Here is a 26,039-nt window from a genome sequence, read left to right as displayed (position 1 = left end):
TGCCGGCCGGTCCCACTGGCGCTTCCGGTCGGAGGGTGATCGAGGAGACTGCCGAGATTGCATAAACGTGCATCGAAACGTATAGTCATGCCATCCAAGAGGAGGATTCCATGGCGGTACGTGCGGCAGTGGCCGGAGCGAGCGGATACGCGGGCGGCGAAGTCCTGCGGCTGCTCCTGGCGCACCCCGAGGTCGAGATCGGCGCCCTGACCGGCAACTCCAACGCCGGACAGAAGCTGGGCGCGCTCCAGCCGCACCTGCTGCCGCTGGCCGACCGCGTGCTCCAGGAGACCACGGCCGACGTCCTCGCCGGCCATGACGTCGTCTTCCTCGCCCTGCCCCACGGCCAGTCCGCCGCCGTCGCCGAGCAGCTCGGCCCGGACGTCCTCGTCGTCGACATGGGCGCCGACTTCCGGCTGAAGGACGCCGCCGACTGGGAGACGTTCTACGGCTCCCCGCACGCCGGCACCTGGCCCTACGGGCTCCCCGAACTTCCGGGCGCCCGCGCCGCGCTGGAGGGGTCCAGGCGCATCGCGGTGCCCGGTTGCTACCCGACCGCCGTCTCCCTCGCGCTCTTCCCCGCGTACGCCGCCGGTATCGCCGAGCAGGAGGCCGTGATCGTCGCCGCCTCCGGCACCTCCGGCGCCGGCAAGGCAGCCAAGCCCCACCTGCTCGGCAGCGAGGTCATGGGCTCCATGACGCCGTACGGCGTCGGCGGCGGCCACCGGCACACGCCCGAGATGATCCAGAACCTCAGCGGGGTCGCGGGGGAGCGGGTCTCGGTCTCCTTCACCCCGACCCTCGCGCCGATGCCCCGCGGCATCCTCGCGACCTGCTCCGCCAAGGCGAAGCCCGGTGTCACCGCCGAGTCCGTCCGCGCCGCCTACGACAAGGCCCTCGCCGACGAACCGTTCGTGCACCTCCTCCCCGAGGGGCAGTGGCCCGCCACGGCGTCCGTCCTCGGTTCCAACGCCGTTCAGATCCAGGTCACGTACGACGAGGCCGCGGGCCGCATCATCGCCATCAGCGTCATCGACAACCTGACCAAGGGCACCGCGGGCGGTGCCGTACAGAGCATGAACATCGCCCTCGGGCTCGACGAGTCCACCGGGCTTTCCACGATCGGAGTCGCACCGTGAGCGTCACGGCAGCCAAGGGATTCCAGGCGGCGGGCATCGCCGCCGGGATCAAGGAGAACGGCAACCCGGACCTGGCCCTCGTGGTCAACACCGGTCCGCGCCGCGCCGCCGCCGGCGTCTTCACCTCCAACCGTGTGAAGGCCGCGCCGGTCCTGTGGTCCGAGCAGGTGCTCAAGAGCGGTGGGCTGACCGCCGTCGTCCTCAACTCCGGTGGCGCCAACGCCTGTACCGGACCCAAGGGCTTCCAGGACACGCACGCGACCGCCGAGAAGGTCGCCGAGGTGCTGGAGATCGGCGCGGGCGAGGTCGCCGTCGCCTCCACCGGCCTCATCGGCGTCCTGCTCCCGATGGTCAAGCTGCTGCCGGGAGTCGAGGCCGCGGCCGCCCAACTGTCCGAGCACGGCGGTGAGAAGGCCGCCATCGCCATCAAGACCACCGACACCGTCCACAAGACGTCCGTCGTCAGCAAGGACGGCTGGACCGTCGGGGGCATGGCCAAGGGCGCGGGCATGCTCGCCCCCGGCCTCGCCACCATGCTGGTCGTCCTCACCACCGACGCCGACCTCGACAGCGCGGCACTGGACCAGGCGCTCCGGGCCGCCACGCGCACCACCTTCGACCGCGTCGACTCCGACGGCTGCATGTCCACCAACGACACCGTGCTGCTGCTCGCCTCCGGCGCCTCCGAAGTAACCCCGACCTACGAGGAGTTCGCGGAGGCCGTACGGCAGGTCTGCGACGACCTCGGCCAGCAGCTGATCCGGGACGCCGAGGGCGCCAGCAAGGACATCAAGGTCGAGGTGATCAACGCCGCGAGCGAGGACGACGCCGTCGAGGTGGGCCGCTCCATCGCCCGCAACAACCTCCTCAAGTGCGCGATCCACGGCGAGGACCCCAACTGGGGCCGCGTGCTCTCCGCGATCGGCACCACGCAGGCCGCCTTCGAGCCGGACCAGCTGAACGTGGCGATCAACGGCGTCTGGGTGTGCAAGAACGGCGGCGTCGGCGAGGACCGCGACAAGGTCGACATGCGCTACCGCGAGGTGCACATCGTCGCCGACCTCGCCGCCGGGTCCGAGACCGCCACGATCTGGACCAACGACCTCACCGCCGACTACGTCCACGAGAACAGCGCGTACTCGTCATGAGCACTACTCGCAAGCACACCGCACTGCCGAAGGCCCAGATCCTCATCGAGGCGCTGCCCTGGCTGGTCCGCCACAACGGCAAGACCGTCGTCATCAAGTTCGGCGGCAACGCCATGATCGACGAGGACCTGAAGGCCGCCTTCGCCCAGGACGTCGTCTTCCTGCACCACGCCGGGCTCAAGCCGGTCGTCGTGCACGGCGGCGGCCCGCAGATCAGCGCCGCCCTCGACCAGGCCGGCATCGTGAGCGAGTTCAAGGCCGGGCTCCGGGTCACCACCGAGGACGCCATGGACGTCGTACGGATGGTGCTGGCCGGGCACGTCCAGCGCGAGCTGGTCGGGCTCCTCAACCAACACGGCCCGCTGGCCGTGGGGTTGACGGGCGAGGACGCGCACACCATCACCGCCACCAAGCACCAGCCCGAGATCGACGGCGAGTTGGTCGACATCGGGCGGGTGGGCGAGATCACCGCGATCGACACGGGCGCCATCGAGGCACTGCTCGCCGACGGCCGGATCCCGGTCGTCTCGTCGATCGCCCGAAGCCAGGACGACGGGCATGTCTACAACGTCAATGCTGATACGGCGGCTGCGGCACTCGCTGCTGCGCTGGGCGCCGAGACCCTCATGGTCCTCACGGACGTCGAGGGCCTCTACGAGGACTGGCCGCGCAGCGACGAGGTGATCAGCCGCCTCACCGCTTCCCAACTGGAGAAGCTGCTGCCGGAGTTGAGCTCCGGAATGGTCCCGAAGATGGAGGGCTGCCTGCATGCCGTGCGCAACGGCGTGAACACGGCCCGGGTCATCGACGGGCGGGTCCAGCACTCGATCCTGCTGGAGATCTTCACGGACGAAGGCATCGGCACGATGGTCGTGCCGGACGCGCAGGAGGGGGATGCCGTATGACCGGCAATCAGGAGCTCACCCAGCGGTGGCAGGGCTCGCTCATGAACAACTACGGCACCCCGCGCCTCCCTCTCGTCCGCGGTGCGGGCCTCAAGGTCTGGGACAGCGAGGGCACGGAGTACCACGACTGGGTCGGCGGCATCGCCACCAACGCGCTCGGCCACGCCCACCCGGCGATCGTCGACGCCGTGAGCCGGCAGATCGCCTCCCTCGGCCACATCTCCAACTTCTTCATGGCCGAGCCCACCGTCGCCCTCGCCGAACGGCTGCTCCAGCTCTTCGGCCGGGACGGCAAGGTCTTCTTCTGCAACTCCGGCGCCGAGGCCAACGAGGCCGCGTTCAAGATCGGCCGCCTCACCGGGCGCGGCCACATGGTCGCCACCTCGGGCGGCTTCCACGGCCGGACCATGGGCGCCCTCGCCCTCACCGGCCAGCCCGCCAAGCGGGAGCCGTTCCTGCCGCTGCCGGGCGAGGTCACGCACGTGCCGTACGGCGACGCACAGGCACTGGCCGCCGCGGTCACCGAGGAGACCGCCCTCGTCGTCATCGAGCCCATCCAGGGCGAGAACGGCGTGGTCGTGCCGCCCGCCGGCTACCTCAAGGCGGCCCGCGCGATCACCGCCGCCACCGGCACCCTCCTCGTCCTCGACGAGGTGCAGACCGGCATCGGCCGGACCGGCCACTGGTTCGAGTACCAGGCCCACGAAGGCGTCCTGCCGGATGTCGTCACCCTCGCCAAGCAGCTCGGCGGCGGCCTGCCGCTGGGAGCGACCGTGGCCTTCGGCCGGGCGGCCGAGCTGCTCCAGCCCGGTCACCACGGCACGACCTTCGGCGGCAACCCCGTCGCGTGCGCGGCCGGACTCGCCGTGCTCGACACCATCGAGGCCGAGGGACTCCTCGAGAACGTCAAGCGGCAGAGCGCCGCGCTGCGGGACGGGATCGAGGCCCTGGGGCACCCGCTGATCGCCCATGTCCGGGGCAGCGGCCTCCTCCTGGGTATCGTGCTCACCGAGCCGCTCGCGCCCCAGGCGCAGAAGGCGGCTCAGGACGCCGGTTTCCTGGTGAACGCGCCCGCCCCCAATGTCGTACGGCTGATGCCGCCGCTGAACCTCGGCGACGACGAGGTGGCGGCGCTGCTCCAGGAGCTGCCCGGCGTTCTTGACGTGGCCCACGGGGACGGATGATCCGGAGAAATGAGACGTCGATGAGCCAGGCGCAGGAGCATGAGCAGAACGGGGCCGGCGGGCCTGCGGTGCCGCAGACCCGCACCGCGCGGCACCGCCGGATCGTGGACATCCTCAACCGGCAACCGGTGCGGTCGCAGAGCCAGTTGGCGAAGCTGCTGTCCGACGACGGGCTGAGCGTCACCCAGGCGACGCTCTCCCGGGACCTCGACGAGCTCAACGCGGTGAAGATCCGCAACACCGACGGCGACCTGATCTACGCGGTGCCCAGTGAGGGGGGCTTCCGGACCCCCCGGGTGCCGCTCGGGGGGTCGGCGAAGGAGGAGCGGATGCGGCGGCTCTCCCAGGAGCTGCTGATCTCCGCGGAGGCGTCCGCGAACCTGGTCGTGCTGCGGACGCCGCCGGGCGCGGCGCAGTTCCTGGCGTCGGCGATCGACCAGGCCGAGCTGCACGACATCCTGGGCACGATCGCAGGGGACGACACGCTGATGCTGATCAGCCGGGACCCCACGGGGGGTCAGGCTCTCGCCGAGCACCTGCTGCGGCTGGCACAGAACGGCCACTGAACGGGATGGTTGCGGCAGGCGGCAGGCGGCAGGCGGCAGGCGGCAGGCGGCAGGCGGCAGGCGGCCGGCGGCCGGGCGGCAGGCGGCCGGGCGCGGGCCGTCCGTGGCTCGTCGCGCGCCGGTCACGGCGCCCCCGAGGTGGGGGCACTCACCCGAGTCGGGACGCCAGGCCCCCTGTGCACCGCACCTCGTCGCCCGCCGTGATCAGCAGGGCCTCCACGTCCGGCAGCGACTCCAGCCAGCGCAGGCCGTCCCGTGAGCCCATCGCGAACGCCGCCGTCGCCCAGCAGTCCGCCCAGGTCACGCTGGGCGCGACGACGGTGACGGCGACCAGGTCGGTCACCGCCGAGCGGCCGGTGCGCGGGTCGACGATGTGGGCGCCCCGCTCGGCCGTACCGGAGGTCGCCACGGACAGCTCGGTCGTACCCGCCGCGGACACCACCGCCGCCAGTCCGCCCGGCCGCAGGGGATCGGCGACCCCCACCCGCCACGGCCGCTGCGGCCCCGGCGTCCCCAGCAACTGCACGTCCCCGCCGCCGTTGAGGCTGACCCCCGTCGCCCCGGCCGCCGTCAGGGAGCGGGCCGCGCGTTCCACCGCCCAGCCCTTGACGACACCCGTCGGGTCCAGCCGGCCCTCGTAGCGCGTGCTGAACCAGCCGTCGCTCAGTTCTTCGGCCCTGGCCCCCAGCTCCAGCACCTCGGCGACCTCCGGATCGCAGTCGGCGACGGTCAGCTCGCCGCGGGCCAGCCGGGAGATCTGGCTGTCGTCGCGGTAGGTGCTGAAGACGGCGTCGACGCGGTGCAGACCGGCCACCGCCCGCTCCAGGGCAGCTCGCACGGCCTCGGGGTCCCCGCCGCGGACGTCGAAGGAGAAGACGGTCCCCATGACCTCCTCCGTGTGGCGCACCGCGGCGGGAGCTTCCGACGGTCCGGTCACCGTGTCAGCCACCGGCCTGGTCCAGCGCGGACTGCAACGACTGCTTGTATCCGGCGCTGGTGTACGTCGCCCCGGAGACCGCGTCGATGTCGGCGTTGCCCGCCGCCACCGCCGCCTGGTTGAGCTTGGGCACGGCGTTGCCGGAGATCTGGTCGCTCTGCCCGCCCTTGGGCTGCTGGACCGCCTCCGCCTTGGTGATCTTGCCGCCGCTGACGGTGACACGGACCTGGACCGGGCCGTACTGCGTCTGGGCGACCGAGCCGGTGACGGTCTTGGGGGCGGCCGCCTCGGCGCCGCCCGGGCTCTGGGAGGGGGCAGGCGTGGACGAGCCCGCCGCGCCCGGGGCGGCCGCCGCGTTCGCCTTGTCGATGGCCGACTGGAGCGACTTCTTGTATCCGGCGCTGGTGTAGGTCGCCCCGGAGACCGCGTCGATCTGCGCGCTCTGCCTGGTCAGCACGGCCGCGTTGAGCTTCGGCACCGCGTTGCCGGTGATCTGGTCGCTCTGGCCGCCCTTGGGGGCCTGCACCGTCTCGGCCTTGGTGATCTTGTTGTTGCTGAAGGTGATACGGACCTGGACGGCTCCGTACTGGGTCTGCGCGGCGTCCCCGGTGGCCGTGCCGGTGGCGCCCTGGGCACCGTCCTGCGCGGACTCCTGGGCCGCCGCGGTGGCCTGCGGGGCCGCGCCGCCCGCCGCGGAGGCGGCGGCCGGGTCGCTCGCCGGCTTCAGCGCCAGCAGCAGCACGATCCCGGAGACGGTGGCGGCGCCGGCCAGGACGACACGCCGTACGGGGTGACTCTTCCTCATCGCTTGAACAGCTCCTGAAGTCCCGTCGCTCACATCTCGAACGACTCGTGATGGATGCGGCGGGCGGGCACACCCGCGCCGCGCAGTGCTTCGTAGACGCCCTGCGCGAAGCCGGGTGGCCCGCACATGAAGACGTCGTGGTCCTCGATGTCCGGCAGCTTCTGCCGCAGCCGCTCCGCCGAGATGTCGGGCCGCTCGCCGTCCGGACTGTTCACCGCGTACATCAGCCGCGCGCCCCGCTCGTCGGCGATGGCGGCCAGCTCGTCCCAGAGCGCGAGGTCCTGGGTGCTGTTGGCCCGGTAGAGCAGGGTGATGTCACCGGCCGCCCCGGGCAGCGTCTCGAACAGGGCCCGCATCGGGGTGATGCCGACGCCGCCCGCCACCAGCAGCACCTTGCCGCGGCTGCGGCGCTGGGCGGTCAGCGCGCCGTAGGGGCCCTCGGCCCACACCTTGGTGCCGGGCGTCAGCTCGCGCAGCCGGGAGGTGTGGTCGCCGATCGCCTTGACCGTGATGCGCAGCATGTCCGGGCGCGGCGCCGCCGACAGGGAGTACGGGTGCGAGCTGAACCGCATCCCCGGCGCCTTGAACCGCCAGCGGAAGAACTGCCCCGCCTCCGCGCCCATCCGGTGCAGCTTCTTGCCGCCGATGAGCACCGACACGATGCCCGGCGTCTCCTCGATGACCGCCTCGACGTACATCCGGTGGCGCAGGTTGAGGCGGATCGGGGTGAGCACCCGGTACCAGAGCACCAGCGCGGTGACCACGCCGTACAGCCCGTACCAGAAGGTCTTCGCGGCCGGTTCGACGGCGAACTCGTTGCCGGTGGTGATCTGGTGCCAGAACGTCAGGTACACCACGGCGTAGGTGAGCAGGTGCACGTGGTACCAGGTGTCGTACGGCAGCCGGCGGCGCACCCCGCCGATCGACAGCAGCGCGATGACCAGCAGCAGCCCGGTGCCGATGGCGGCCTTGCCCATGTCCGGCAGGGTGGTGATCAGGTCGATGAACTGCTGCACCACGTCCCCGAGCGTCTTGCCCGCCTGGAGCGCGTACCCCCAGGTGATGAGGAAGACGTGCGCGATGACCAGGCTCACCGTGTAGCGGCCGCTCATCGCGTGCCAGCGGGCGACCCGGTCCGAGCCCACCCGCCGCTCCAGCGCGGGCACCCGGGCCATCTGGAGCACCACGAGCGCCATCAGGTAGCCGGCCAGCAGACCGGTGATGCGGCCCGCGGCGACGATCCGGGCGGTGTTGTCCGCGAGGGACGGTGTGTTGTCCCACCACAGCCACAGCACCGCGGCCGCGCCCGCCCACAGGGCGATCACCAGCGGGACGGCCGGGGAGCGGCGCGGGCGGATGCGGCGCATCGTCTGGCGGCGGGCGGCGCGGCCGCCGGCGAGCGTGGTGGTCACGGTTCCTCCGGGAGCGGGGCAAGGGGGGTGGCGTGGTCCCTTGGCCCAGAGGTACGTGGCGCGACGCCCGGGTGTTCAGTGTCCGTTCGAGTTCGACGCGGACTTGAGTGACTCGGGGTAACCCTCAGTACCGCGTGATCGCCGTACGCCCGCTCGTGGTGCCGATCGCGATGTGCGGCTCGGCGTCGGGCTCGGCCCAGTCGAGGATCCGCCGCATCGCGCCCGCGGACACCGACACACACCCCGCGGTCGCCCCGGCGCCGTTGACATGGAGGAAGATCCCGGCGCCCCGACCACGCACCGGCCGGCTGTAGTTGAAGCCGATGACCAGGGCGTACGCGTACTGCTTCGGGTACGAGACCAGGTGCTCGGCCTCGGCGGCCCGGCAGTCCGCGGCGCGCGGCTCGCTCCAGCGGTTGTAGGAGCGGGAGTCGTTGTCCTGGCACCACCAGGAGTTCGCGCGCACGGGGCGGTACGTGTAGGAGGTCCCGTCCGGCGCGGCCTTGATGCCGAAGGCGAACGGCAGATGGTAGAGGCCCGTAGGGGTGGTGTTCGTGCCCTGCTCGCGTGCGGCGCCCTCGACGAGCCCGCCCGCGCCGAACCGGGCCCTGACCGACCCGGCCCTCACCCACCGTCCCTCGCGCAGGTCCCACCAGGTGACGGTCCCGGTGGTCGAGCCGCTCCGCGCGGCGACCGCGGTGATCAGCTGGGTGCCGCCGCCGGTGTCGGCCATACGGGCGGGCAGCGGCGGCCCGCCGCCGGACGCGGCGGTGAGCACGAGCAGGGACGCGGTCACGACGGCCGTGGCGACGGTGGGGGAGCCCATGGCTCAGACGGTAGAGGGAGGCAGCGGCAACGGCAGCCCGGGTAGGCCGTCCAGGCTCGTGGCGATGTGCTCCTTCTTGGCGAAGTAGGCGCTGAGTGATGCGTCGTCCTCGCGCGCGAAGCGCCTGGCGTGCAGGTCGCGGTCCTCGTCGTACGTCATGAAGGGCACCGCGTAGCCGCAGGAGTCGCGGACCGTCTGCGCGGTCACGACGATGATCGCGCGCAGTCCGTGCAGGCTGGGGTCGATGTCGGGGAAGTGGCCGAGCAGTTCTCCGAAGCGGGGGTCGTCGCGCAGGACGGCCTCGCCGCGCCCGTGCACCCGGACGATGTTGGGCGGCCCCTGGAACGCGCACCACATGAGGGTGATCCGGCCGTTCTCCCGCAGGTGCGCGACGGTCTCCGCGGTGGAACCGGCGAAGTCCAGGTAGGCCACGGTGAGTTCGTCGAGGACCGCGAAGGAGCCCTTGAGGCCCTTGGGGGAGAGGTTGACCGTGCCGTCGCCGGAGAGAGGGGCGGTCGCGGTGAAGAAGAGGGGCTGCGCCTCGATGAAGTCGCGCAGCCGGCCGTCTATGCGTGCGTAGGTCTTTCCCATGTCTAACGATTATGGGAGCAACTCTTTTGTCTGTCTAAGGAATTGCCGCATTGGCCTGGGAGGCATCCGCCTCGGGGGCATCCGCGTCGGCGGCATTCGCCCCGGAGGCATCCGCCTCAAGGACACCCGCCTCGGAAGCGCCCGTCTCGGGGCCGGCCGGGGTCTGGCCCGGACATCGCCGTGGCCGCCCCGGCCGGCGCTGAACTCGGGGCGGCCACAGCACCTGTCACGTCACTTGGTGACCGTGCAGGTGGCGAGGGCGTCCAGACCCTGGGGCTTGGCGGCGGTGCGGCCGATGGAGATGGCGATGCGGTCGATGGTCGACTTCCGCTTGTCCGCCAGCGGGCCGAGGATGGCGTTCTGGACGAAGTTGGGGCCGCCCTGTCCGACGGTGTCGACGAGTCGCTTGTTGGCCTCGGCGATCTGGGTCTGGAGGAGGGTGAGGTTGCGGGTGACCTCGGCCTGTGCGGTGGCGGGGATCGCGGGGAGCTTGGAGGCCACGTCCGGGCACGAGATGGTGCCGACACCGGCGTTCCCGGCGTTGTTCCCGGCCCCGTTGTTGGCGCCCTGACCGTTGCCCTGCTGGCCGGCCCCGTTGTTCGCCCCCTGACCGTTGCCCTGCTGGCCGGCGCCGGTGTTCGCGCCGTTCCCGGCCGCGCCGCCCGCGTTCAGGGAGCACGGTGCGAGGGCGTCCAGGCCCTGGGGCTTGGCGGCGGTGCGGCCGATGGCGGTGGCGATGCGGTTGACGGTGGCCACCCGCTTGTCCTTGAGCGGGCCGAGGATGGCGTTCTGGACGAAGTTGGGGCCGCCCTGTCCGACGGTGTCGACGAGTCGCTTGTTGGCCTCGGCGATCTGGGTCTGGAGGAGGGTGAGGTTGCGGGTGACCTCGGCCTGTGCGGTGGCGGGGATCGCGGGGAGCTTCGAGGCCACGTCCGGGCACGAGATGGTGCCGGGGGAGGCCAGGGTCCGGGCGTCGGTGGCACCGCCGCTCTTGGAGCTCTCCCCGGCGAGGGCGGAACCGGCGATCACCGCACCGGTCAGCACGAGGGCGGTGGCACCGCCGATCAACGCGACGCGGCGCTTGTTGTACTTCGGAAGAGCCCTGGACATGCGGATGCCTCACAAGGGTCGGGGTGTCGTCGTTTACAAACGCGGCGCCTGCGTTCGGGGAGAGGTACGGGTAAGCGGTTTCACTTGTTCAAAGGATCTTCAAATCCATGCCGGAGGATCCTGAATTGACGAATCATGCAGTGCACTGCATACTCATGCAGGTACTCAGGTGGGTACTCATGCGTGACAGTGAACGCGGCATGATCCGGCGCAGACGCACCCCGACCCCTCTAGGAGCAGTGCAAGTGAGCAGCAACAGCGGTGACGTACGGCTCTGGGGCGCCCGTTTCGCCGACGGCCCCGCCGAGGCCCTGGCGAAACTGTCCGCGTCCGTGCAATTCGACTGGCGCCTCGCGCCCTACGACATCGCCGGCTCGCGTGCCCACGCGCGCGTGCTGCACAAGGCGGGCCTGCTCACCGACGACGAGCTGACGCGGATGACCGAGGGCCTGGACCAGCTCGCCGCGGACGTCGCCGACGGCTCCTTCGTGGGCACCATCGCCGACGAGGACGTCCACACCGCCTTGGAGCGCGGCCTGCTGGAGCGTCTCGGCCCGGACCTCGGCGGCAAGCTGCGCGCCGGCCGGTCCCGCAACGACCAGGTCGCGACCCTGTTCCGGATGTACCTGCGGGACCACGCCCGGATCATCGGCGCTCTGATCGCCGAGCTCCAGGACGCGCTGGTCGGCCTCGCGGAGGCGCACCCGGACGTGGCGATGCCCGGCCGCACCCACCTCCAGCACGCCCAGCCGGTGCTCTTCGCCCACCATGTCCTCGCGCACGCCCAGGCCCTGTCCCGGGACGCGGAGCGGCTGCGCCAGTGGGACGAGCGCACGGCCGTCTCGCCGTACGGCTCGGGAGCCCTGGCCGGGAGCAGTCTCGGCCTGGACCCGGAGGCGGTGGCGAAGGACCTCGGCTTCGAGCGCGGCAGCGTCGGCAACTCCATCGACGGCACGGCCTCCCGTGACTTCGTCGCGGAGTTCGCCTTCATCACGGCGATGATCGGGGTGAACCTGTCCCGGATCGCCGAGGAGGTCATCATCTGGAACACGAAGGAGTTCTCCTTCGTGACCCTGCACGACGCGTTCTCCACGGGCTCGTCGATCATGCCGCAGAAGAAGAACCCGGACATCGCGGAGCTGGCCCGCGGCAAGAGCGGCCGTCTGATCGGCAACCTGACGGGTCTGATGGCGACCCTGAAGGCCCTCCCGCTCGCCTACAACCGCGACCTCCAGGAGGACAAGGAGCCCGTCTTCGACTCCTGCGACCAGCTCGAGGTCCTGCTCCCCGCCTTCACCGGCATGATGGCCACCCTCACCGTCAACCGCGAGCGCATGGAGGAACTGGCCCCGGCCGGCTTCTCCCTGGCCACCGACATCGCCGAGTGGCTGGTCAAGCAGGGTGTGCCCTTCCGCGTGGCCCACGAGGTGGCCGGCGAGTGCGTCAAGGTCGCGGAGGCCGAGGGCAAGGAACTGGGCGACCTGACGGACGAGCAGTTCGCGAAGATCTCGGCGCATCTGACGCCCGAGGTCCGCTCGGTCCTGAACGTGCCGGGCGCGCTGGCCTCCCGCAACGGTCGCGGCGGCACGGCCCCGAGCGCGGTGGCGGTGCAGCTGGCGGAGGTCAAGGCGGACGTGGCCGCGCAGCACAAGTGGGCAGCGGAGAAGCGCTCTTAGGGGCGCGGGGAACCGCACGTCAGACCACGGTGAGCCCGCACCGCCCAGGAGCCGTGACCATCCGAGCTCCTGGGCGCGCGGCTCCCTCGCCGGAGGTCATCGCGCGTTACGTTGGGTCCCAGACCGTCACCGGACCCGACCGAACGGAGCCCGCGATGCCCTTCGCCCGCCTGGCTACGGCGACCACCCCCACCTGCCACATCGGACTCGGACTCGCAGCCGTCGGGCGCCCCGGTTACATCAACCTCGGCCGGGACGACGACCTCGGAGAGAACCGCACCGTCGACGCCCTGCGCACCCGCACCCATGAACTCCTCGACGCCGCCTACGCCCAGGGCGTCCGCTACATCGACGTGGCCCGCTCCTACGGCCGCTCGGAGGAGTTCCTCGCGGACTGGCTCGACAAGCATCCCGGCCGGAACGACGTGGTCATCGGCAGCAAATGGGGCTACACCTACACCGCCGGCTGGACCACCGACGCCGAGCGGCACGAGGTCAAGGACCACAGCCTCGCGACGTACGAGCGTCAGCGCGCCGAGAGCGCCGAGCTGCTCGGCGAGCGCCTGGACCTGTACCAGATCCACTCGGTGACCCCGGACAGCCCGGCCCTCGCCGACAAGGAGCTGCACGCCAGGCTGGCGGAGGCGGCCGCCGCGGGCGTGAGCATCGGGTTCTCCACCAGCGGCCCCGCCCAGGCCGACGCCATCCGGGCCGCCCTCGCCGTGACGGTCGACGGGGAGCCTCTCTTCCGTACCGTGCAGTCGACGTACAACATCCTGGAGACCTCGGCCGCCCCCGCCCTCGCCGAGGCCCATGACGCCGGGCTCACGGTCATCGTCAAGGAGGGCATGGCCAACGGCAGGCTCGCCGCCGCCCACGCGCCGGACGCCCTGAAGGCCGTGGCCGCCGAGACCTCGCTCGGCTGCGACGCGGTCGCCCTCGCCGTGATCCTTCGCCGCCCCTGGGCCGGCGTCGTCCTCTCCGGCGCCGCGACCCTCGGACAGCTCGCCTCCAACCTGCACGCCGCCGTCGTCGACCTGGACGAGGACCAACTGGCGCGCCTCGCCACGCTGGCCGAGGAGCCGCGCACGTACTGGGAGCGGCGCGGGCAGCTGCCCTGGCACTGACGGACCGGAAGCGCCGGTCACCCCAGCCTGAGACGGCCATGCCCGTGATGAGACATCAATGTCTCACATGGGCTACTCTTGTCTCATGGCTGTCGATCGTGACCATGTGCTGCGCAGCGCCGCGGCCCTGCTGACCCGCAAATCCACCGCGACCATGGACGAGGTCGCGAAGGCCGCCGGGCTCAGCCGCGCCACCCTGCACCGGCACTTCGCCGGGCGGGACGCGCTCGTGCGGGCGCTGGAGGCGCTCGGCATCGCGGAGTGCGAGGCCGCCCTGGACGCGGCCCGCCCGGACGAGGGGCCCGCGAGCGACGCCGTGCGGCGGCTGGTGCGCGAGATCGAACCGGCCGCCGGGCTGCTCGCCTTCCTCTACAGCGAGAACCAGCTGTTCGAGGGCGGGGAGCAGAACGCGGGCTGGACCCGGATCGACCACCGCATCTCCGCGCTGTTCCGGCGCGGACAGGAAAGCGGCGAGTTCCGCATCGACCTCAGCCCCGTCTGGCTCACCGAGGCGGTGTACGGCCTGCTGGCCTCCGGCGCCTGGGCGGTGTCGGAGGGCCGGGTGGCCCGCAAGGACTTCACCTTCATGATCACCGAGCTGCTGCTCGGCGGCGCACTACGGAGAGAGCAACCATGACCAGCACCCTGCGGCCGGCGTCGACGACCGAGGCGGTGACCAAGCGCCCGGGTCGTTGGCTCGCGCTGTCCGTCCTGGTCCTCGCCGTGCTGCTGGTGGCCGTCGACGCGACCGTCCTCGGTCTCGCGACCCCTTACATCAGCGAGGACCTGAAGCCCTCGGGCACGCAGCTGCTGTGGATAGGCGACGTCTACTCGTTCGTCATCGCCGGTCTGCTCGTCTCGATGGGCAGCCTCGGCGACCGCATAGGCCGCAAGCGGATCCTGCTCGTCGGCGCCACGGCGTTCGGTGCGATCTCGGTCCTCAACGCCTATGCCACCACACCCGAGTTGATGATCCTCGCCCGTGCCCTGCTGGGCGTGGCGGGCGCGACCCTGATGCCGGCGACCCTGGCCCTGATCCGCAACCTCTTCCACGACCCGCGCGAACGCAGCCTCGCCGTCGGCATCTGGGGTGCGACCGCCTCCGCCGGCACGGCGATCGGTCCGATAGTGGGCGGCTTCCTGCTCGAACACTTCTGGTGGGGCTCGGTCTTCCTGATCAACCTGCCCGTGATGGCGGTCCTGGTCGTCGTCGGCGTCAAGATGCTGCCGGAGTCGAAGAACCCGAACCCCGGCCCGTGGGACATGCTCAGCGTCACCCTGTCCCTGGTCGGCATGATCGCCCTGGTCTACGCCGTCAAGGAGACCGCCACCCACGGCTTCAGCGGCGAGGCCGCCGCCGTCGCCCTGCTGGGCGCGGGCGCGCTGATCTGGTTCGTCCGCCGCCAGCTGACCCTGCCGACCCCGCTGCTGGACATGCGGCTGTTCCGCAACCGCGGCTTCAGCGCGGCGGTCCTCGCCGACCTGCTGACCATCCTCGGCCTGTCGGGCCTGGTGTTCTTCCTCTCGCAGTACCTGCAACTCGTGCAGGGCAGGCGCCCGTTGGAGGCGGGCCTGGCCGAACTGCCCGCGGCGATCGGCGCGGTGGCGGCGGGCCTGCTCGCCGGCCGCGCGGCCCGCCGCTTCTCGGTCCGCTCGGTGGTCGCGGGCGGCCTGGCGGCGGTCGGCCTCGCCCTGGCCTCCCTGACGGTGATCGACCAGTCGACGGGCTACCCGCTGCTGGGCGCTTCCCTGCTGGTCGTCGGCATCGGCGCGGGCTTCTCGTTCACGGTGACGGCGGACGTGATCCTGTCGAGCGTCCCGAAGGAACAGGCGGGCTCGGCGTCGGCGGTCTCGGAGACGGCCTACGAACTGGGCGCGGCCCTGGGCATCGCCGTACTGGGCTCCGTCGTGACGGGCGTGTACCGCGACTTCACGGGCCCGGTGGGCACACCGGACGGGGCGCACGAGTCGCTGGGCGGCGCGGTGGAGGCGGCGGCCGGGATGCCGGCGCAGCAGTCGGCGGCACTCCTGGACTCGGCGCGGCAGGCCTTCGTGGACGGCCTGTCACTGGCGACGGGCCTGGGAGCGGCGGTCCTGCTGGCAGCGGCGGTGGCGGCCTGGTTCATGCTGAAGGAACAGCGCCTGGAAAACGCCGGTTAGAGGACGCACCTCAGGGGCGCGGGGAACCGCGCGACCAGCCCCCGCCGCCCCGCGGCCGACGTGCTACGCGGCCTCTTTCGCCTTGGTCGCGTACATGTCCACGTACTCCTGACCGGACAGCCGCATGACCTCGGTCATCACGGAGTCCGTCACCGCCCGCAGCACATAGCGGTCCCGGTCCATCCCCTCGTACCGGGAGAACTCCATCGCCTCCCCGAAACGGACGGTGACGCGGCCGGGCCGCGGGAAGCCCGCACCCCCCGGCTGCACCTTGTCCGTGCCGATGATGGCGAACGGCACGACGGGCGCCCCGGTCATCAGGGCGAGCCGGGCGATGCCGGTGCGCCCGCGGTAGAGCCGGCCGTCGGGGGAGCGGGTGCCCTCGGGGTAGATGCTGAAGACCTTGCCCTCCTCCAGCACCCGGCGGCCGGTCATCAGCGCCGCGACCCCGCCGCGCCCGCCGTCCCGGTCGACCGGGATCATGCCGCAGCCGGTGAAGAACCAGGCCATCAGCCGGCCCTTGAAACCCTTGCCGGTGACGTACTCGTCCTTGCCGATGAAGAACACCTGACGGTCGCAGAAGAGCGGCATGATCATCGAGTCGATGAACGTGAGGTGGTTGCCGGCGAGGATCACCGGGCCGTCTCCCGGGATGTGCTCCGCGCCCTCCACCTGTGGGCGGAACATCAGGCGCATGATCGGTCCGAGCACTGCCTTGATGAGCGCGAAGCGGGACAACGGACCCTCCGGTGTCAAGTGAATCGGTATATGTCTGTGCAGGTGAGGACGATACTCGCGGTTACCGGGGTCGTGCACATCGGGTGGGCCGGGTTCACCGAGGTCTTACACGGTGTTGACGCTGGTTCACCTGCGCGGGCGTGCGCCGCGCGGCCCGTAACCTGACGGCCATGGTGTGACGGAACTCGCCCCCGCCTCTGATGGTCCGTCACCTCGGCCCTCCCGTGCGACATCCAGCGTCACCCGCGTGTCCCTCCCGTGCGACATCCAGCCTCGCCCGTGTGCCCCTCCCGGGTGACATCCAGCGTCACCCGCGTGTTCCCCCGAAGGTCTCCCGTCAGTCATGTACACGCACCTACGATCGGGCCGCACTGAAGAGCCGACGCAGGGAGGGCCTCATGGGAACGCAGGACTCGGACGAGCAGGCGGGCGGGACCGGGCGGCGGGCGCTCCTGGGTGCCGCGGTGCTCGGCGCGAGCGGGGCCGTGCTCGGCCTGCCGGGTACCGCGAGAGCGGGCGAGGCGCGCCATGGTGGAGGCGTGAAGAGCCTGCCCGTGCCGACGATCATCGGTCACCGGGGCGCCAGCGGCTACCGGCCGGAGCACACCTTCGGTTCGTACCAGCTCGCCCTCGACCTCGGCGCCCATGTCGTCGAGGCCGGCGACCTGGTGCCCACCAGGGACGGTCACCTCGTCTGCCGTCACGAACCGGAGATCGGCGGCACGACGGACGTCGCGGACCACAAGGAGTTCGCCGACCGCAAGGCCACCAAGGTGCTCGACGGGGTCCCCGTCACCGGCTGGTTCACCGAGGACTTCACCCTCGCCGAGCTGAAGACGCTGCGCGCGATCGAGCGCATCCCGGCCAACCGCCCCCACAACACCCTCTACAACGGGCGCTGGGACATCCCCACCTTCGAAGAGGTCCTGAAGTGGCAGGACGAGCAGACCCGCAAGCGCGGCCGCCAGGTGTGGATCTACCCCGAGACCAAACACCCCACGTACTTCCGCAAGCTGGGCCTCGGCCTGGAGGAGCGGGTCGCTAAGCTGCTGCGCAAGTACGGCAAGGACAGGCGGAACTCGCCGGTCATCCTCCAGTCCTTCGAGCCGACCAGCATCCAGCGCCTGAACACGCTGGTCGACAACCCGCTGGTGGTCCTGCTCTCCGCCGCGAACAGCCGCCCCTGGGACTTCGTCGAGACGGGCGACCCGCGCACGGTCGCCGACCTGATCACACCCAAGGGCCTCCGGGAGATCGCGGGCTATGCCCAGGGCATCGGGCCGACCCTCGACCTGGTCATCCCGAAGGACGCGAACGGCAACCTCACCACGCCGACCACGCTCGTCGCCGACGCGCACAAGGTGGGGCTGATCCTGCACCCCTACACCATGCGCAACGAGAACCCCTTCCTGCCCACGAACTTCCGCAAGGGCACCGACGTCGACGCCTACGGCGACGTCTTCGGCGCCTACCAGGCGTACTTCGCCACCGGCATCGACGGCGTCTTCACCGACAACCCGGACACCGGCCTGCTGGCCCGCGAGGACTTCGTCAACGGCTGAGCGCCCGCCCCCGGTTGGGGTGACATACGGCCGTCCGGGCAACCCCCGCCCGGGCGGCCGCGTCGTCAGGCATATGTCGCACGACCTGCTCACCTCCCTGCGTCCCCTGCTCACCGCCGAGGCCTCGGCCGAGGCACATGCCACCGGTACGGAACCGGGCGATCTGGAGCAGGCGGTCTGGCTCCGGCTCCTGGAGCGCCTCGACGCCGACCGGCCGCCCGCGGACCCGCAGGGGTGGCTACGCCGTGCGGTCCGTTCCGAGTCCCGCCGCACCCGCCGTACGACGCGGATCGAACGGCCGTATGAGGCCGAGCCCGCGGACGACGCGGACCGCACCCCCGAACACCTCGCCCTCGCCGCGGCCCGCGGCCGGGCCCTGCGGGACGCCGTACACCGACTGCCGGGCCGCTGCCCGAGGCTCATGGAGGCGCTGCTCTCCCCGATGGACCTCACGTACCGGGAAATCGCGGGGGAGTTGGGTATCTCACAGGGCAGTCTCGGCCCGGAACGTTCCAGATGCCTGGGTTGTCTCCGACGTTTGCTCACACCGGAGGTTGCGGCCCGGGGAGGGCGGGGATAGGAGTGAGGGACGACAGGCGATCAGGTGAGCGGGAGGCGTGCGCACATGGGCATGAGCGTGACCATCTCGGTGGCGACCGAGCAGGACGCGGAGCAGATCTTCAGGCTCCAGTACCTGTGCTTCCAGAGCGAGGCGGCGTTGTACGGCAACTACCGCATCGATCCGCTCGTCCAGACACTGGACTCGGTCCGTGAGGAGGTCGCCGCGGACTGCGTCTTCGTGGCGCGGCTCGGCGAGGAAGTGGTCGGCTCGGTGCGCGGCCGCACCACGGAGGACGGCTCCGCCGCCATCGGCAAACTCTGCGTCCACCCCCGCCTCCAGGGCCACGGCATCGGTGCCCGCCTCCTCCGGGCGGCGGAGTCCGCCCTGACGGAACAGCGCGGCGCCACCAGGTTCCGCCTGGAGGCCGGCCACCGCAGCGAGGGCAACCTGCGCCTGTACCGCAAGGTCGGCTACGAGGCGGTCGGCACCTCGAAGGGCGCGGACGGCGTCCCGATGATCATCCTGGAGAAGCCCGCGGGGACGTACGCCGCTACGGCGTAGCGGGAGCCGTCCGGGCCTTGCGCAACCAGAAGATCGCCGACAGCGGCAGCAGTACGGGGATGAAGACGTACCCCATGCCGAAGTCGGACCAGACGGTCGCGTCGGGGAACGCCGACGGCTCCACCAGCGTCCAGGTCCCCACCGTCAGCACACCCACCAGCTCGGCGGCGCAGCACACCAGCGCCGCCTTGCGGGCGGTCTCCCCGCCGCGCACCAGGGTGTAGGTGATGAAGCCGTAGACCAGGCCGGCGAGGGCGGACAGCGAGTAGGCGAGCGGCGCCCGGTCGAACTCGGTCGCGATCTGGTAGGCCGAGCGCGACACCGCGCCGACGACCATCACGCCGTACAGCCACACCAGCAGGGTGCCCGGCCCGCTGACCAGCCGGTTCCTCGTCGACTCGCCCTCCGTCACGGTCACCTCAGCCTCCCCAGATGTCATAGAGCCGCACCTCCAGCACGGCCAGCACCACACCGCCGGCCGCGACCGTCACCGAGCCCCACTTGGACCGCTCGGTCAGCGACATCAGCCCCGCCGCCGGGACGCACGCGAACGCGCCCAGCAGATACGCCACGAAGATCGTCGTCCCCTGCTCCGGCTTCTCGCCCCGGGCCAGCTGCACGATCCCCACCACCAGCTGCACGAGCGCCAGCAGCGACACCACACCCATCCCGATGAAGTGCCAGTCCTTCGTGGGCTCGTCACGGTAGGCCGCCCAGCCGCACCACGCGGCGAGCACGAGCGCGGCGACGCCGGTCACGAGCGTCAGGGCATCAAGCATGTCGGCGAGCTTATTACGCAGGACAGGACCCCCGGCGCGCGGGCCCGACCACCGGACCGGCCCGCCCGCCCCGGACGGGCCCGCGGTCCCGGCCCCACCGGCGAGAACGCAAGGCGGACCCGTTCCGGCCCCCTCCAGCAACGCTCGAGCGAGGCTCCAGCGGCGGCGGGTACGGGGGCGACCGGACGAGTCCCCCCGCCCCCGTAGGGTCTGGACCATGACGATCCACGCGCAAGCCCTGCTCTTCGACAACGACGGCACCCTCGTCTCCTCCCTCGCCTCGGTCGACCGCTGCTGGCGGCAGTGGGCCGGGGAGTACGGGATCGCGGCCGAGGAGTTCGGGCGGGTCGAGCTGCACGGTCGTACCGCCGCCGAGATAGCCGCCGACCTGCTGCCCGCCGAGATCGTGCCCGAGGCGGTCGCGCGGATCGAGACGCTGGAGGTGCAGGACGTGCCCAACGGCGGGGTCCAGCTGCTTCCCGGCACCAAGGACTTCCTCAACTCCCTCCCCGTCGACCGCTGGGCCGTCGTCACCTCCGCCACCCGGCGGCTCGCCGAGGCCCGTCTCGACGCGGTCGGCATCCTGCCCAAGACCCTCGTCGCCGCCGAGGACGTGACACGCGGCAAGCCCGACCCCGAGCCCTACCTCCTGGCCGCCCGCGTGCTCGGCGTGGACCCGGCCCGTTGCGTGGTCTTCGAGGACGCCCCCGCCGGTCTCAGGGCCGGTCGCGCGGCCGGTATGACCACCGTGGCGTTGACCACAACCCACCAGGCCCACGAGGTCGACGCCGACCTGGTGGTCGAGAACCTCTCGGCCTTGTCCGCCCTGGTCACGGACGCCGGAGTGGAGATCTCCGTCCGCCCCTGAACCCTGTCCGCCGGTGTCCAACATGCGGACAACCGCGGTTGGTAAGGACCATACGTCTGCTTTACTGATTCCATGACCACGACGAGCTGCCGCACCTTTGCGACCGAGGCGACCCTGACGCCCGGTGCTCGTTGTATGTGTCGAATGTGCGCCTTCTAGAGGGCCCCCGCACCACCTGAGCCTCGCGCCCCGAAGCGAGCAGCCGTGGCATGTCCGTACGTGCTCCGCCGTACGTGACCGTGCTGCCCCGCGCACACCCGTTCCTCTCGTACCAGGGCACACCCACGCCCGCGTACGGATCTCGACAGTGATGGAATCCCAGTGATCACCACATCGGGCCTGACCAAGGTCTACCGCTCACGCGGCCGCGAGGTCACCGCTCTCGACGGCGTCGACCTCCACGTCCGCGAAGGCGAGGTCTACGGCGTCATCGGGCAGTCCGGCGCCGGCAAGTCCTCGCTGATCCGCTGCGTCAACCTGCTGGAACGCCCCACCGCCGGCACGGTCACCGTCGCCGGGCAGGACCTCACCGCCCTCGCCGGGCGCGGTCCCCGGGCCGGCCGCGAACTCCGCCAGGCCCGCAGCCGTATCGGCATGGTCTTCCAGCACTTCAACCTGCTGTCCTCCCGGACCGTCCAGGACAACGTCGAACTGCCCCTGGAGATCCTCGGGAAGTCCGGCAAGGAGCGCTCGCGCAAGGCCTTGGAGCTCCTCGACCTCGTCGGGCTCGCCGACAAGGCCAGGGCGTACCCCGCCCAGCTCTCCGGCGGTCAGAAGCAGCGAGTCGGCATCGCCCGCGCCCTCGCGGGCGACCCCAAGGTGCTGCTCTCCGACGAGGCCACCAGCGCCCTCGACCCGGAGACCACCCGCTCGATCCTCCAGTTGCTGCGCGACCTGAACCGGCAGCTCGGGCTCACCGTCCTGCTCATCACCCATGAGATGGACGTCGTGAAGTCGATCTGCGACTCCGCCGCCCTCATGGAGAACGGCCGCATCGTCGAGTCCGGGACGGTGAGCGAGCTGCTCGCCACCCCCGGCTCCGAACTCGCCGCCGCGCTCTTCCCGGTCGGCGGCGAGGCCACTGGCGACGACCGCACCGTCGTCGACGTCACCTTCCACGGGGAGGCCGCGACCCAGCCGGTCATCTCCCAGCTCTCGCGCACGTACAACATCGACATATCGATCCTCGGCGCCGCCATCGACACCGTCGGCGGCCTCCAGGTCGGCCGGATGCGCATCGAACTGCCCGGCCGCTACGAGGACAACGTGGTGCCGGTCGGCTTCCTGCGCGAACAGGGCCTCCAGATCGATGTCGTCGGCGAAGACCTGCTGGTGAAGGAAGGTGCCAAGTGACCTGGTCCGAGATGCGGCCCCTGCTGGAGCAGGCGTGTTGGGACACCCTCTACATGGTCGGCTGGTCCACCGCCATCGCCGTCGTCGGCGGCCTCCCGCTCGGCGTCCTGCTGGTCCTGACCGACCGGGGCGGACTCCTCCAGAACGTCCTCGCCAACAGGGTCATCGGGCAGGTCGTGAACGTCGCCCGCTCGATGCCGTTCATCATCCTGATGGTCGCGCTGATGGGCTTCACCCGCTCCCTCACCGGGACGACCATCGGCCGCGAGGCCGCGATCGTGCCGCTCGCCATCGGCGCCATCCCGTTCTTCGCGCGCCTGGTCGAGACGGCGGTCCGCGAAGTGGACGGCGGGCTCGTGGAGGCCGTGCAGTCGATGGGCGGCAACACCTGGACGATCGTCCGCAAGGTCCTCGTCCCCGAGTCCCTGCCCTCGCTGATCGCCAGCACCACCACCACGATCGTCGCCCTCATCGGCTACTCCGCCATGGCCGGCACCGTCGGCGCGGGCGGCCTCGGCGACATCGCCATCCGCTACGGCTACCAGCGCTTCGAGACCGAGCTGATGTGGATCACCGTGGCGATCCTCGCCGTCGTGATCTCGCTCATCCAGTTCGCCGGCGACTACGCCGCCCGCTCCCTGTACAGCCGGGGCGGACGCGGCGGCGCCGAGCCGAAGTTGCGGCTGCTGAAGGCGGCCACGGCGGACACCAAGACCGTCTGACCCACCCCGAAAAACTCCCCGTGCACCCGTTCACGGGGCCGCTGTACCCAAAAGGAAAGGCACTTTTCGTGCGTAACACCGCAAAGCTCACCACTGCCGTCCTCGCCGCCGGCGCCCTCACCTTCGGCCTCACCGCCTGCGGTTCCGAGGAATCCGGCAGCGCCTCCGCCGACACCAGCGGGCCGCTGGTCGTCGCCGCGAGCCCCGTCCCGCACGCCGAGATCCTCACCTACGTCAAGGACAACCTGGCGAAGAAGGCGGGACTCGACCTGGAGGTCAAGGAGTTCACGGACTACGTCACGCCGAACACGGCGACCGAGGACGGCTCGGTGGACGCCAACTACTTCCAGAACCAGCCGTACCTCGACGACTTCAACAAGAAGAACGGCACCCACATCGTGCCCGTCGTGACGGTCCATCTGGAGCCGCTCGGCCTCTACTCGAACAAGGTGAAGAGCGCCGACGCGCTCAAGAGCGGTGCGACCATCGCCGTCCCCAACGACAGCGTCAACGAGGCCCGTGCCCTCAAGCTGCTCGACGCCAACGGGATCATCACGCTCAAGGACGGCGTGGGCAACGAGGCGACCCCGGCCGACATCACCAAGAACCCCAGGAAGCTCCAGTTCAAGGAGCTGGAGGCGGCCCAGACCCCGCGCTCCCTGGACGACGTCGACGCCGCGGTCATCAACGGCAACTACGCCATCGAGGCCGACCTGAAGCCCGCCGACGACGCGCTCGTACTGGAGTCCGCGAAGGACAACCCGTACGGCAACTTCCTCGCGGTCAAGGACGGCGACGAGGACGACCCGCGGGTGAAGAAGCTCGCGAAGCTCCTCACCTCCGCCGAGGTCAAGAAGTTCATCGAGGACAAGTACGCCGGCTCCGTCATCGCCTCGTTCTGACCCGTATCGCCACGCACAGGGTCCACTCGCTCACCCCGGGTGGGCCCTGTAGTGCAGTTGAGTGCTTTCATGCTGCATGCTGGGCAGTTCAGCACGACGTGAAGGTTTCCGAAGGTTACGGAGCGGCGCATGGCAAGCACCTTCCCCAACATCTCCATCAGCACGGAGCGGTTGGTGCTGCGCCCCCTCGACGAGGACGACCTCCCCGCGCTGACCGAGATGATGAACGACGAGCAGATCGTGGCCTGGACGGACGTCCCGCACCCCTTCACCCGGGACGCCGCCCGCAGTTGGATCAGCGCCCACGCGTCCGCCGAACGCGAGACCGGCCGCGGACTCGACCTCGCCGTCACCGAGTTCCTCACCCAGCGCCTGGTGGGCGTCGTCCAACTCACCAGGACCGACTGGCACATCCGCTCCACCGAGCTGTCGTACATCATCGCCCCCTGGGCCCGCGGCGAGGGCTACGCCTCCGAGGCCGCGCTCGCCACCGCCCAATGGTTGTTCACCGACCAGAAGTTCGAGCGCGTGGAGCTGCGCACGGCGGCCGACAACACCGCCTCCCAGCAGGTCGCCCAGAAGATCGGCTGTATCAGCGAGGGCGTCCTGCGCAACGCCTGCATAGCGCGGCTCCGCACCGACGACGGCACCTGGGTCGACGTCCGCACCGACTTCATCGTCTGGAGCCTGCTGCCGGAGGACGTGGAGAGCGCCGGGGAGCAGCTGAGCGACTCCGACGGGTTCACGTCCTACGGCGACTGGAACTGAACCGGAGGGCTCACGAGGCCGCTGCCGTGTTCGCGGGGTCGACCAGGTACGCTCACGGAGCCCGCCCCTGACGACCTGCGCGAATCCTCTGGAGACTGACGAAGATGGCCGACCGGGTCACGGTGATCGGCTGGGACGGCTCGCCGCTGACCGACGCGGCACGCGCCGCGCTCGGCGCCGCCACGCTGGTGGCGGGCGCCGCCCACCACCTGGCACTGCCCGAGGTGCCCCCCGCCGCCGAACGCGTCCGCCTCGGCAGCGTCTCGCTGGCCGCCCGCCGGATCGCGGGCCACCGCGGCACCGCGGTCGTCCTCGCCGACGGCGACCCCGGGTTCTTCGGAGTCGTACGGACCCTGCGCGCCCCCGACTTCGGCCTGGAGGTCGAGGTCGTCCCCGCCGTCTCCTCGGTCGCCGCCGCCTTCGCCCGCGCCGGCATGCCCTGGGACGACGCCCAGGTGGTCGTCGCCCACCGGCGCACCCTGCGCCGCGCGGTGAACGTGTGCCGCGCCCACACCAAGGTCGCCGTCCTCACCTCACCCGGCGCGGGCCCCGCCGAACTCGGTCTGCTCCTCGAAGGTGTCCACCGCACCTTCGTCATCTGCGAGGAACTCGGCACCGAGCGCGAACAGGTCACGATCCTCACCTCCGACAAGGCCGCCGACCACAGCTGGCGCGACCCGAACGTCGTCATCGTCATCGGCGGCCCCGTCGGACCCACGGGCGACGGCGGCTGGATCTCCGGCCGCGAACCGGCGGCCGGGCCCCGCGGCTGGACCCTGCCCGCCGAGGCCTACGACGGTCCGCTCGGCGAGGGCGAGTCCGAGCTGCTCCGCGCGGCCCAACTCGCCCGTCTCGGGCCCCGGGTCGGGGACCTGGTGTGGGACATCGGCTGCGGCGGCGGAGCCTTCGCCGTGGAGGCCGCCCGGGCGGGTGCCGCCGTCCTCGCCGTCGACCGGGACCTCATCGCCTGCGGCCGCACCGACGCCGCCGCCCGCCGTCTCGGCGTCCAGCTCCAGATCGTGCGCGGTACCGCCCCGCACGTTCTGGAGAACCTCCCCGAGCCGGACGTCGTCCGTGTCGGCGGCGGGGGAGCCGCCGTCGTCTCCGCGGTCGCCGACCGCCGCCCGCAGCGCATCGTCGCCCACGCCATGACCCGTGACGAGGCCGAACTCGTCGGCCGGGACCTGACCGAGCACGGCTACCGCGTGGAGTGCGCCCTCATCCAGTCCGTCGAACTCGACACGCGGGCCTGGACGGAGACGGAGCGGAGCGTCGCGTTCCTGCTCAGCGGGGTCCTCCCGGACCGCACGAGCTGACCTCGGCCACCGTCCCGGTGATCCTGTTGTCGTACCGCGCGCGGTAGGCTGGCCGACTGTTGTACCGCTTGTACCGCTCCGGGTGGTCCGGTCTTTCGTTCGTCAATGTCCGGAAAACCCGCCCGTTTTGGGGTGGGTGTGGTACGGCAGAGCCGGGGGACGCGCAACGTGGCGCAGTCCACAGCGGGCTGTCGCGGATCAACCTGTCGCGACGGGGGAACGGCCGGGACAATGCCAGTTAATGGCTTTGTCGTCTTTCTCGGCGGGCCGTTCGTGCCGCTGGGCACGCACGCTCGTTCTTCACTGCGGGGCGGTCGGTGCG

The 26,039-nt window shown here is 71.1% G+C and carries 27 protein-coding genes; 18 read left to right on the top strand and 9 right to left on the bottom strand.

The window, feature by feature from the left end:
• The first annotated feature begins 110 nt into the window (after positions 1-110).
• Genes argC through ACZ56U_RS29010 form a run of 5 tightly spaced genes read left to right on the top strand, consistent with a single transcriptional unit; the run spans position 111 to position 4,942 of the window.
• Positions 111-1,139: an N-acetyl-gamma-glutamyl-phosphate reductase gene (gene argC / locus ACZ56U_RS29030; RefSeq protein ID WP_469086917.1), complete on the top strand. Its 1,029-nt coding sequence runs from the start codon at positions 111-113 to the stop codon at positions 1,137-1,139.
• Positions 1,136-2,287, top strand: a complete 1,152-nt coding sequence (argJ, locus tag ACZ56U_RS29025) for a bifunctional glutamate N-acetyltransferase/amino-acid acetyltransferase ArgJ (RefSeq protein WP_469086916.1) — start codon at positions 1,136-1,138, stop codon at positions 2,285-2,287. Before argC ends, argJ begins: the two co-directional genes overlap by 4 nt.
• Entirely contained in the window at positions 2,284-3,192 is a 909-nt protein-coding gene (argB, locus tag ACZ56U_RS29020) for an acetylglutamate kinase (RefSeq protein ID WP_469086915.1), read from the top strand. The genes argJ and argB overlap by 4 nt, the downstream gene beginning before the upstream one ends.
• Entirely contained in the window at positions 3,189-4,376 is a 1,188-nt protein-coding gene (locus tag ACZ56U_RS29015; RefSeq protein ID WP_469086914.1) for an acetylornithine transaminase, read from the top strand. Before argB ends, ACZ56U_RS29015 begins: the two co-directional genes overlap by 4 nt.
• 20 nt (positions 4,377-4,396) lie before the next feature.
• Positions 4,397-4,942: an arginine repressor gene (locus tag ACZ56U_RS29010; RefSeq protein ID WP_469086913.1), complete on the top strand. Its 546-nt coding sequence runs from the start codon at positions 4,397-4,399 to the stop codon at positions 4,940-4,942.
• Between the two features lie 148 nt (positions 4,943-5,090).
• On the opposite strand, the gene ACZ56U_RS29005 is transcribed toward ACZ56U_RS29010, so the two are convergent.
• The 6 genes from ACZ56U_RS29005 to ACZ56U_RS28980 form a co-directional block, all read right to left on the bottom strand.
• Positions 5,091-5,828 (bottom strand): FAD:protein FMN transferase, encoded by a 738-nt coding sequence (locus ACZ56U_RS29005; RefSeq protein WP_469086912.1) that lies wholly within the window; start codon positions 5,826-5,828, stop codon positions 5,091-5,093.
• Between the two features lie 55 nt (positions 5,829-5,883).
• Entirely contained in the window at positions 5,884-6,684 is an 801-nt protein-coding gene (locus tag ACZ56U_RS29000; protein ID WP_469086911.1) for an FMN-binding protein, read from the bottom strand.
• A 29-nt stretch (positions 6,685-6,713) separates the two neighbouring features.
• Entirely contained in the window at positions 6,714-8,096 is a 1,383-nt protein-coding gene (locus tag ACZ56U_RS28995) for a ferredoxin reductase family protein (RefSeq protein WP_469086910.1), read from the bottom strand.
• Between the two features lie 124 nt (positions 8,097-8,220).
• Positions 8,221-8,922, bottom strand: a complete 702-nt coding sequence (locus ACZ56U_RS28990; RefSeq protein WP_469086909.1) for a L,D-transpeptidase family protein — start codon at positions 8,920-8,922, stop codon at positions 8,221-8,223.
• A gap of 3 nt (positions 8,923-8,925) precedes the next feature.
• On the bottom strand, positions 8,926-9,513 hold the full coding sequence (locus ACZ56U_RS28985; RefSeq protein WP_391242120.1) for a pyridoxamine 5'-phosphate oxidase family protein: 588 nt from the start codon (positions 9,511-9,513) through the stop codon (positions 8,926-8,928).
• Between the two features lie 231 nt (positions 9,514-9,744).
• Complete coding sequence (locus ACZ56U_RS28980) at positions 9,745-10,623, bottom strand: hypothetical protein (protein WP_469086908.1); 879 nt, start codon at positions 10,621-10,623, stop codon at positions 9,745-9,747.
• A 245-nt stretch (positions 10,624-10,868) separates the two neighbouring features.
• On the opposite strand from ACZ56U_RS28980, the gene argH reads away from it, so the two are divergent.
• The 4 genes from argH to ACZ56U_RS28960 all read left to right on the top strand — a co-directional run bounded on the left by argH (position 10,869) and on the right by ACZ56U_RS28960 (position 15,586).
• Entirely contained in the window at positions 10,869-12,299 is a 1,431-nt protein-coding gene (gene argH, locus ACZ56U_RS28975; protein WP_469086907.1) for an argininosuccinate lyase, read from the top strand.
• Between the two features lie 155 nt (positions 12,300-12,454).
• On the top strand, positions 12,455-13,426 hold the full coding sequence (locus tag ACZ56U_RS28970; protein WP_469086906.1) for an aldo/keto reductase: 972 nt from the start codon (positions 12,455-12,457) through the stop codon (positions 13,424-13,426).
• Positions 13,427-13,511: 85 nt separating this feature from the next.
• Positions 13,512-14,063 (top strand): TetR/AcrR family transcriptional regulator, encoded by a 552-nt coding sequence (locus ACZ56U_RS28965; RefSeq protein ID WP_469086905.1) that lies wholly within the window; start codon positions 13,512-13,514, stop codon positions 14,061-14,063.
• Positions 14,060-15,586, top strand: coding sequence for an MFS transporter (locus ACZ56U_RS28960; RefSeq protein ID WP_469086904.1), 1,527 nt, complete (start codon positions 14,060-14,062; stop codon positions 15,584-15,586). The genes ACZ56U_RS28965 and ACZ56U_RS28960 overlap by 4 nt, the downstream gene beginning before the upstream one ends.
• A 63-nt stretch (positions 15,587-15,649) precedes the next feature.
• Here the strand turns inward: ACZ56U_RS28960 and ACZ56U_RS28955 are convergent, their stop codons facing one another.
• Positions 15,650-16,324 (bottom strand): lysophospholipid acyltransferase family protein, encoded by a 675-nt coding sequence (locus tag ACZ56U_RS28955; protein WP_469086903.1) that lies wholly within the window; start codon positions 16,322-16,324, stop codon positions 15,650-15,652.
• A gap of 398 nt (positions 16,325-16,722) precedes the next feature.
• Between ACZ56U_RS28955 and ACZ56U_RS28950 the strand changes: the two genes are divergently transcribed.
• The 3 genes from ACZ56U_RS28950 to ACZ56U_RS28940 all read left to right on the top strand — a co-directional run bounded on the left by ACZ56U_RS28950 (position 16,723) and on the right by ACZ56U_RS28940 (position 19,009).
• The gene (locus tag ACZ56U_RS28950; RefSeq protein WP_469086902.1) at positions 16,723-17,886 is read left to right on the top strand and encodes a glycerophosphodiester phosphodiesterase; all 1,164 of its coding nucleotides are present in this window, start codon (positions 16,723-16,725) and stop codon (positions 17,884-17,886) included.
• Positions 17,887-17,959: 73 nt separating this feature from the next.
• Entirely contained in the window at positions 17,960-18,466 is a 507-nt protein-coding gene (locus ACZ56U_RS28945) for an RNA polymerase sigma factor (RefSeq protein ID WP_469086901.1), read from the top strand.
• A gap of 45 nt (positions 18,467-18,511) precedes the next feature.
• A complete protein-coding gene (locus ACZ56U_RS28940; RefSeq protein WP_391242148.1) occupies positions 18,512-19,009 on the top strand; it encodes a GNAT family N-acetyltransferase in 498 nt (165 codons plus the stop codon).
• Here the strand turns inward: ACZ56U_RS28940 and ACZ56U_RS28935 are convergent.
• Positions 18,999-19,448 (bottom strand): hypothetical protein, encoded by a 450-nt coding sequence (locus tag ACZ56U_RS28935; protein WP_469086900.1) that lies wholly within the window; start codon positions 19,446-19,448, stop codon positions 18,999-19,001. The genes ACZ56U_RS28940 and ACZ56U_RS28935 overlap by 11 nt on opposite strands.
• A complete protein-coding gene (locus tag ACZ56U_RS28930; protein WP_469086899.1) occupies positions 19,429-19,788 on the bottom strand; it encodes a hypothetical protein in 360 nt (119 codons plus the stop codon). The genes ACZ56U_RS28935 and ACZ56U_RS28930 overlap by 20 nt, the downstream gene beginning before the upstream one ends.
• A gap of 217 nt (positions 19,789-20,005) precedes the next feature.
• On the opposite strand from ACZ56U_RS28930, the gene ACZ56U_RS28925 reads away from it, so the two are divergent.
• The 6 genes from ACZ56U_RS28925 (at position 20,006) to cbiE (ending at position 25,717) form a co-directional block, all read left to right on the top strand.
• A complete protein-coding gene (locus ACZ56U_RS28925; protein WP_469086898.1) occupies positions 20,006-20,656 on the top strand; it encodes an HAD family hydrolase in 651 nt (216 codons plus the stop codon).
• 321 nt (positions 20,657-20,977) lie between these two features.
• Positions 20,978-22,009 carry a methionine ABC transporter ATP-binding protein gene (locus tag ACZ56U_RS28920; RefSeq protein ID WP_469086897.1) on the top strand — a complete coding sequence of 344 codons (1,032 nt, stop codon included), beginning with the start codon at positions 20,978-20,980 and terminating at the stop codon, positions 22,007-22,009.
• Positions 22,006-22,731, top strand: coding sequence for a methionine ABC transporter permease (locus ACZ56U_RS28915; protein WP_469086896.1), 726 nt, complete (start codon positions 22,006-22,008; stop codon positions 22,729-22,731). The genes ACZ56U_RS28920 and ACZ56U_RS28915 overlap by 4 nt, the downstream gene beginning before the upstream one ends.
• 68 nt (positions 22,732-22,799) lie before the next feature.
• Positions 22,800-23,633, top strand: coding sequence for a MetQ/NlpA family ABC transporter substrate-binding protein (locus ACZ56U_RS28910; protein ID WP_469086895.1), 834 nt, complete (start codon positions 22,800-22,802; stop codon positions 23,631-23,633).
• 129 nt (positions 23,634-23,762) lie between these two features.
• Complete coding sequence (locus ACZ56U_RS28905; RefSeq protein WP_469086894.1) at positions 23,763-24,401, top strand: GNAT family N-acetyltransferase; 639 nt, start codon at positions 23,763-23,765, stop codon at positions 24,399-24,401.
• 104 nt (positions 24,402-24,505) lie between these two features.
• Entirely contained in the window at positions 24,506-25,717 is a 1,212-nt protein-coding gene (gene cbiE, locus ACZ56U_RS28900) for a precorrin-6y C5,15-methyltransferase (decarboxylating) subunit CbiE (RefSeq protein WP_469086893.1), read from the top strand.
• Positions 25,718-26,039: the final 322 nt, after the last annotated feature.

The sequence above is a fragment of the Streptomyces sp. NPDC034103 genome, from assembly GCF_055575395.1.
This window is presented reverse-complemented; position numbering and strand designations above follow the sequence as displayed.

Excerpts from the sequence above, each read along its gene's own strand:
- ACZ56U_RS29005 (WP_469086912.1), bottom strand. The coding sequence starts at position 5,828 with ATGGGGACCGTCTTCTCCTTCGACGTCCGCGGCGGGGACCCCGAGGCC.
- ACZ56U_RS28905 (WP_469086894.1), top strand. The coding sequence starts at position 23,763 with ATGGCAAGCACCTTCCCCAACATCTCCATCAGCACGGAGCGGTTGGTG.
- ACZ56U_RS28945 (WP_469086901.1), top strand. The coding sequence starts at position 17,960 with ATGTCGCACGACCTGCTCACCTCCCTGCGTCCCCTGCTCACCGCCGAG.
- ACZ56U_RS28980 (WP_469086908.1), bottom strand. The coding sequence starts at position 10,623 with ATGTCCAGGGCTCTTCCGAAGTACAACAAGCGCCGCGTCGCGTTGATC.
- ACZ56U_RS29010 (WP_469086913.1), top strand. The coding sequence starts at position 4,397 with ATGAGCCAGGCGCAGGAGCATGAGCAGAACGGGGCCGGCGGGCCTGCG.
- ACZ56U_RS28985 (WP_391242120.1), bottom strand. The coding sequence starts at position 9,513 with ATGGGAAAGACCTACGCACGCATAGACGGCCGGCTGCGCGACTTCATC.
- ACZ56U_RS28930 (WP_469086899.1), bottom strand. The coding sequence starts at position 19,788 with ATGCTTGATGCCCTGACGCTCGTGACCGGCGTCGCCGCGCTCGTGCTC.
- ACZ56U_RS29000 (WP_469086911.1), bottom strand. The coding sequence starts at position 6,684 with ATGAGGAAGAGTCACCCCGTACGGCGTGTCGTCCTGGCCGGCGCCGCC.
- cbiE (WP_469086893.1), top strand. The coding sequence starts at position 24,506 with ATGGCCGACCGGGTCACGGTGATCGGCTGGGACGGCTCGCCGCTGACC.
- ACZ56U_RS28970 (WP_469086906.1), top strand. The coding sequence starts at position 12,455 with ATGCCCTTCGCCCGCCTGGCTACGGCGACCACCCCCACCTGCCACATC.
- ACZ56U_RS28925 (WP_469086898.1), top strand. The coding sequence starts at position 20,006 with ATGACGATCCACGCGCAAGCCCTGCTCTTCGACAACGACGGCACCCTC.
- ACZ56U_RS28950 (WP_469086902.1), top strand. The coding sequence starts at position 16,723 with ATGGGAACGCAGGACTCGGACGAGCAGGCGGGCGGGACCGGGCGGCGG.
- argC (WP_469086917.1), top strand. The coding sequence starts at position 111 with ATGGCGGTACGTGCGGCAGTGGCCGGAGCGAGCGGATACGCGGGCGGC.
- ACZ56U_RS28960 (WP_469086904.1), top strand. The coding sequence starts at position 14,060 with ATGACCAGCACCCTGCGGCCGGCGTCGACGACCGAGGCGGTGACCAAG.
- ACZ56U_RS28965 (WP_469086905.1), top strand. The coding sequence starts at position 13,512 with ATGGCTGTCGATCGTGACCATGTGCTGCGCAGCGCCGCGGCCCTGCTG.
- ACZ56U_RS28990 (WP_469086909.1), bottom strand. The coding sequence starts at position 8,922 with ATGGGCTCCCCCACCGTCGCCACGGCCGTCGTGACCGCGTCCCTGCTC.
- argB (WP_469086915.1), top strand. The coding sequence starts at position 2,284 with ATGAGCACTACTCGCAAGCACACCGCACTGCCGAAGGCCCAGATCCTC.
- ACZ56U_RS28940 (WP_391242148.1), top strand. The coding sequence starts at position 18,512 with ATGGGCATGAGCGTGACCATCTCGGTGGCGACCGAGCAGGACGCGGAG.
- ACZ56U_RS29015 (WP_469086914.1), top strand. The coding sequence starts at position 3,189 with ATGACCGGCAATCAGGAGCTCACCCAGCGGTGGCAGGGCTCGCTCATG.
- ACZ56U_RS28935 (WP_469086900.1), bottom strand. The coding sequence starts at position 19,448 with ATGACATCTGGGGAGGCTGAGGTGACCGTGACGGAGGGCGAGTCGACG.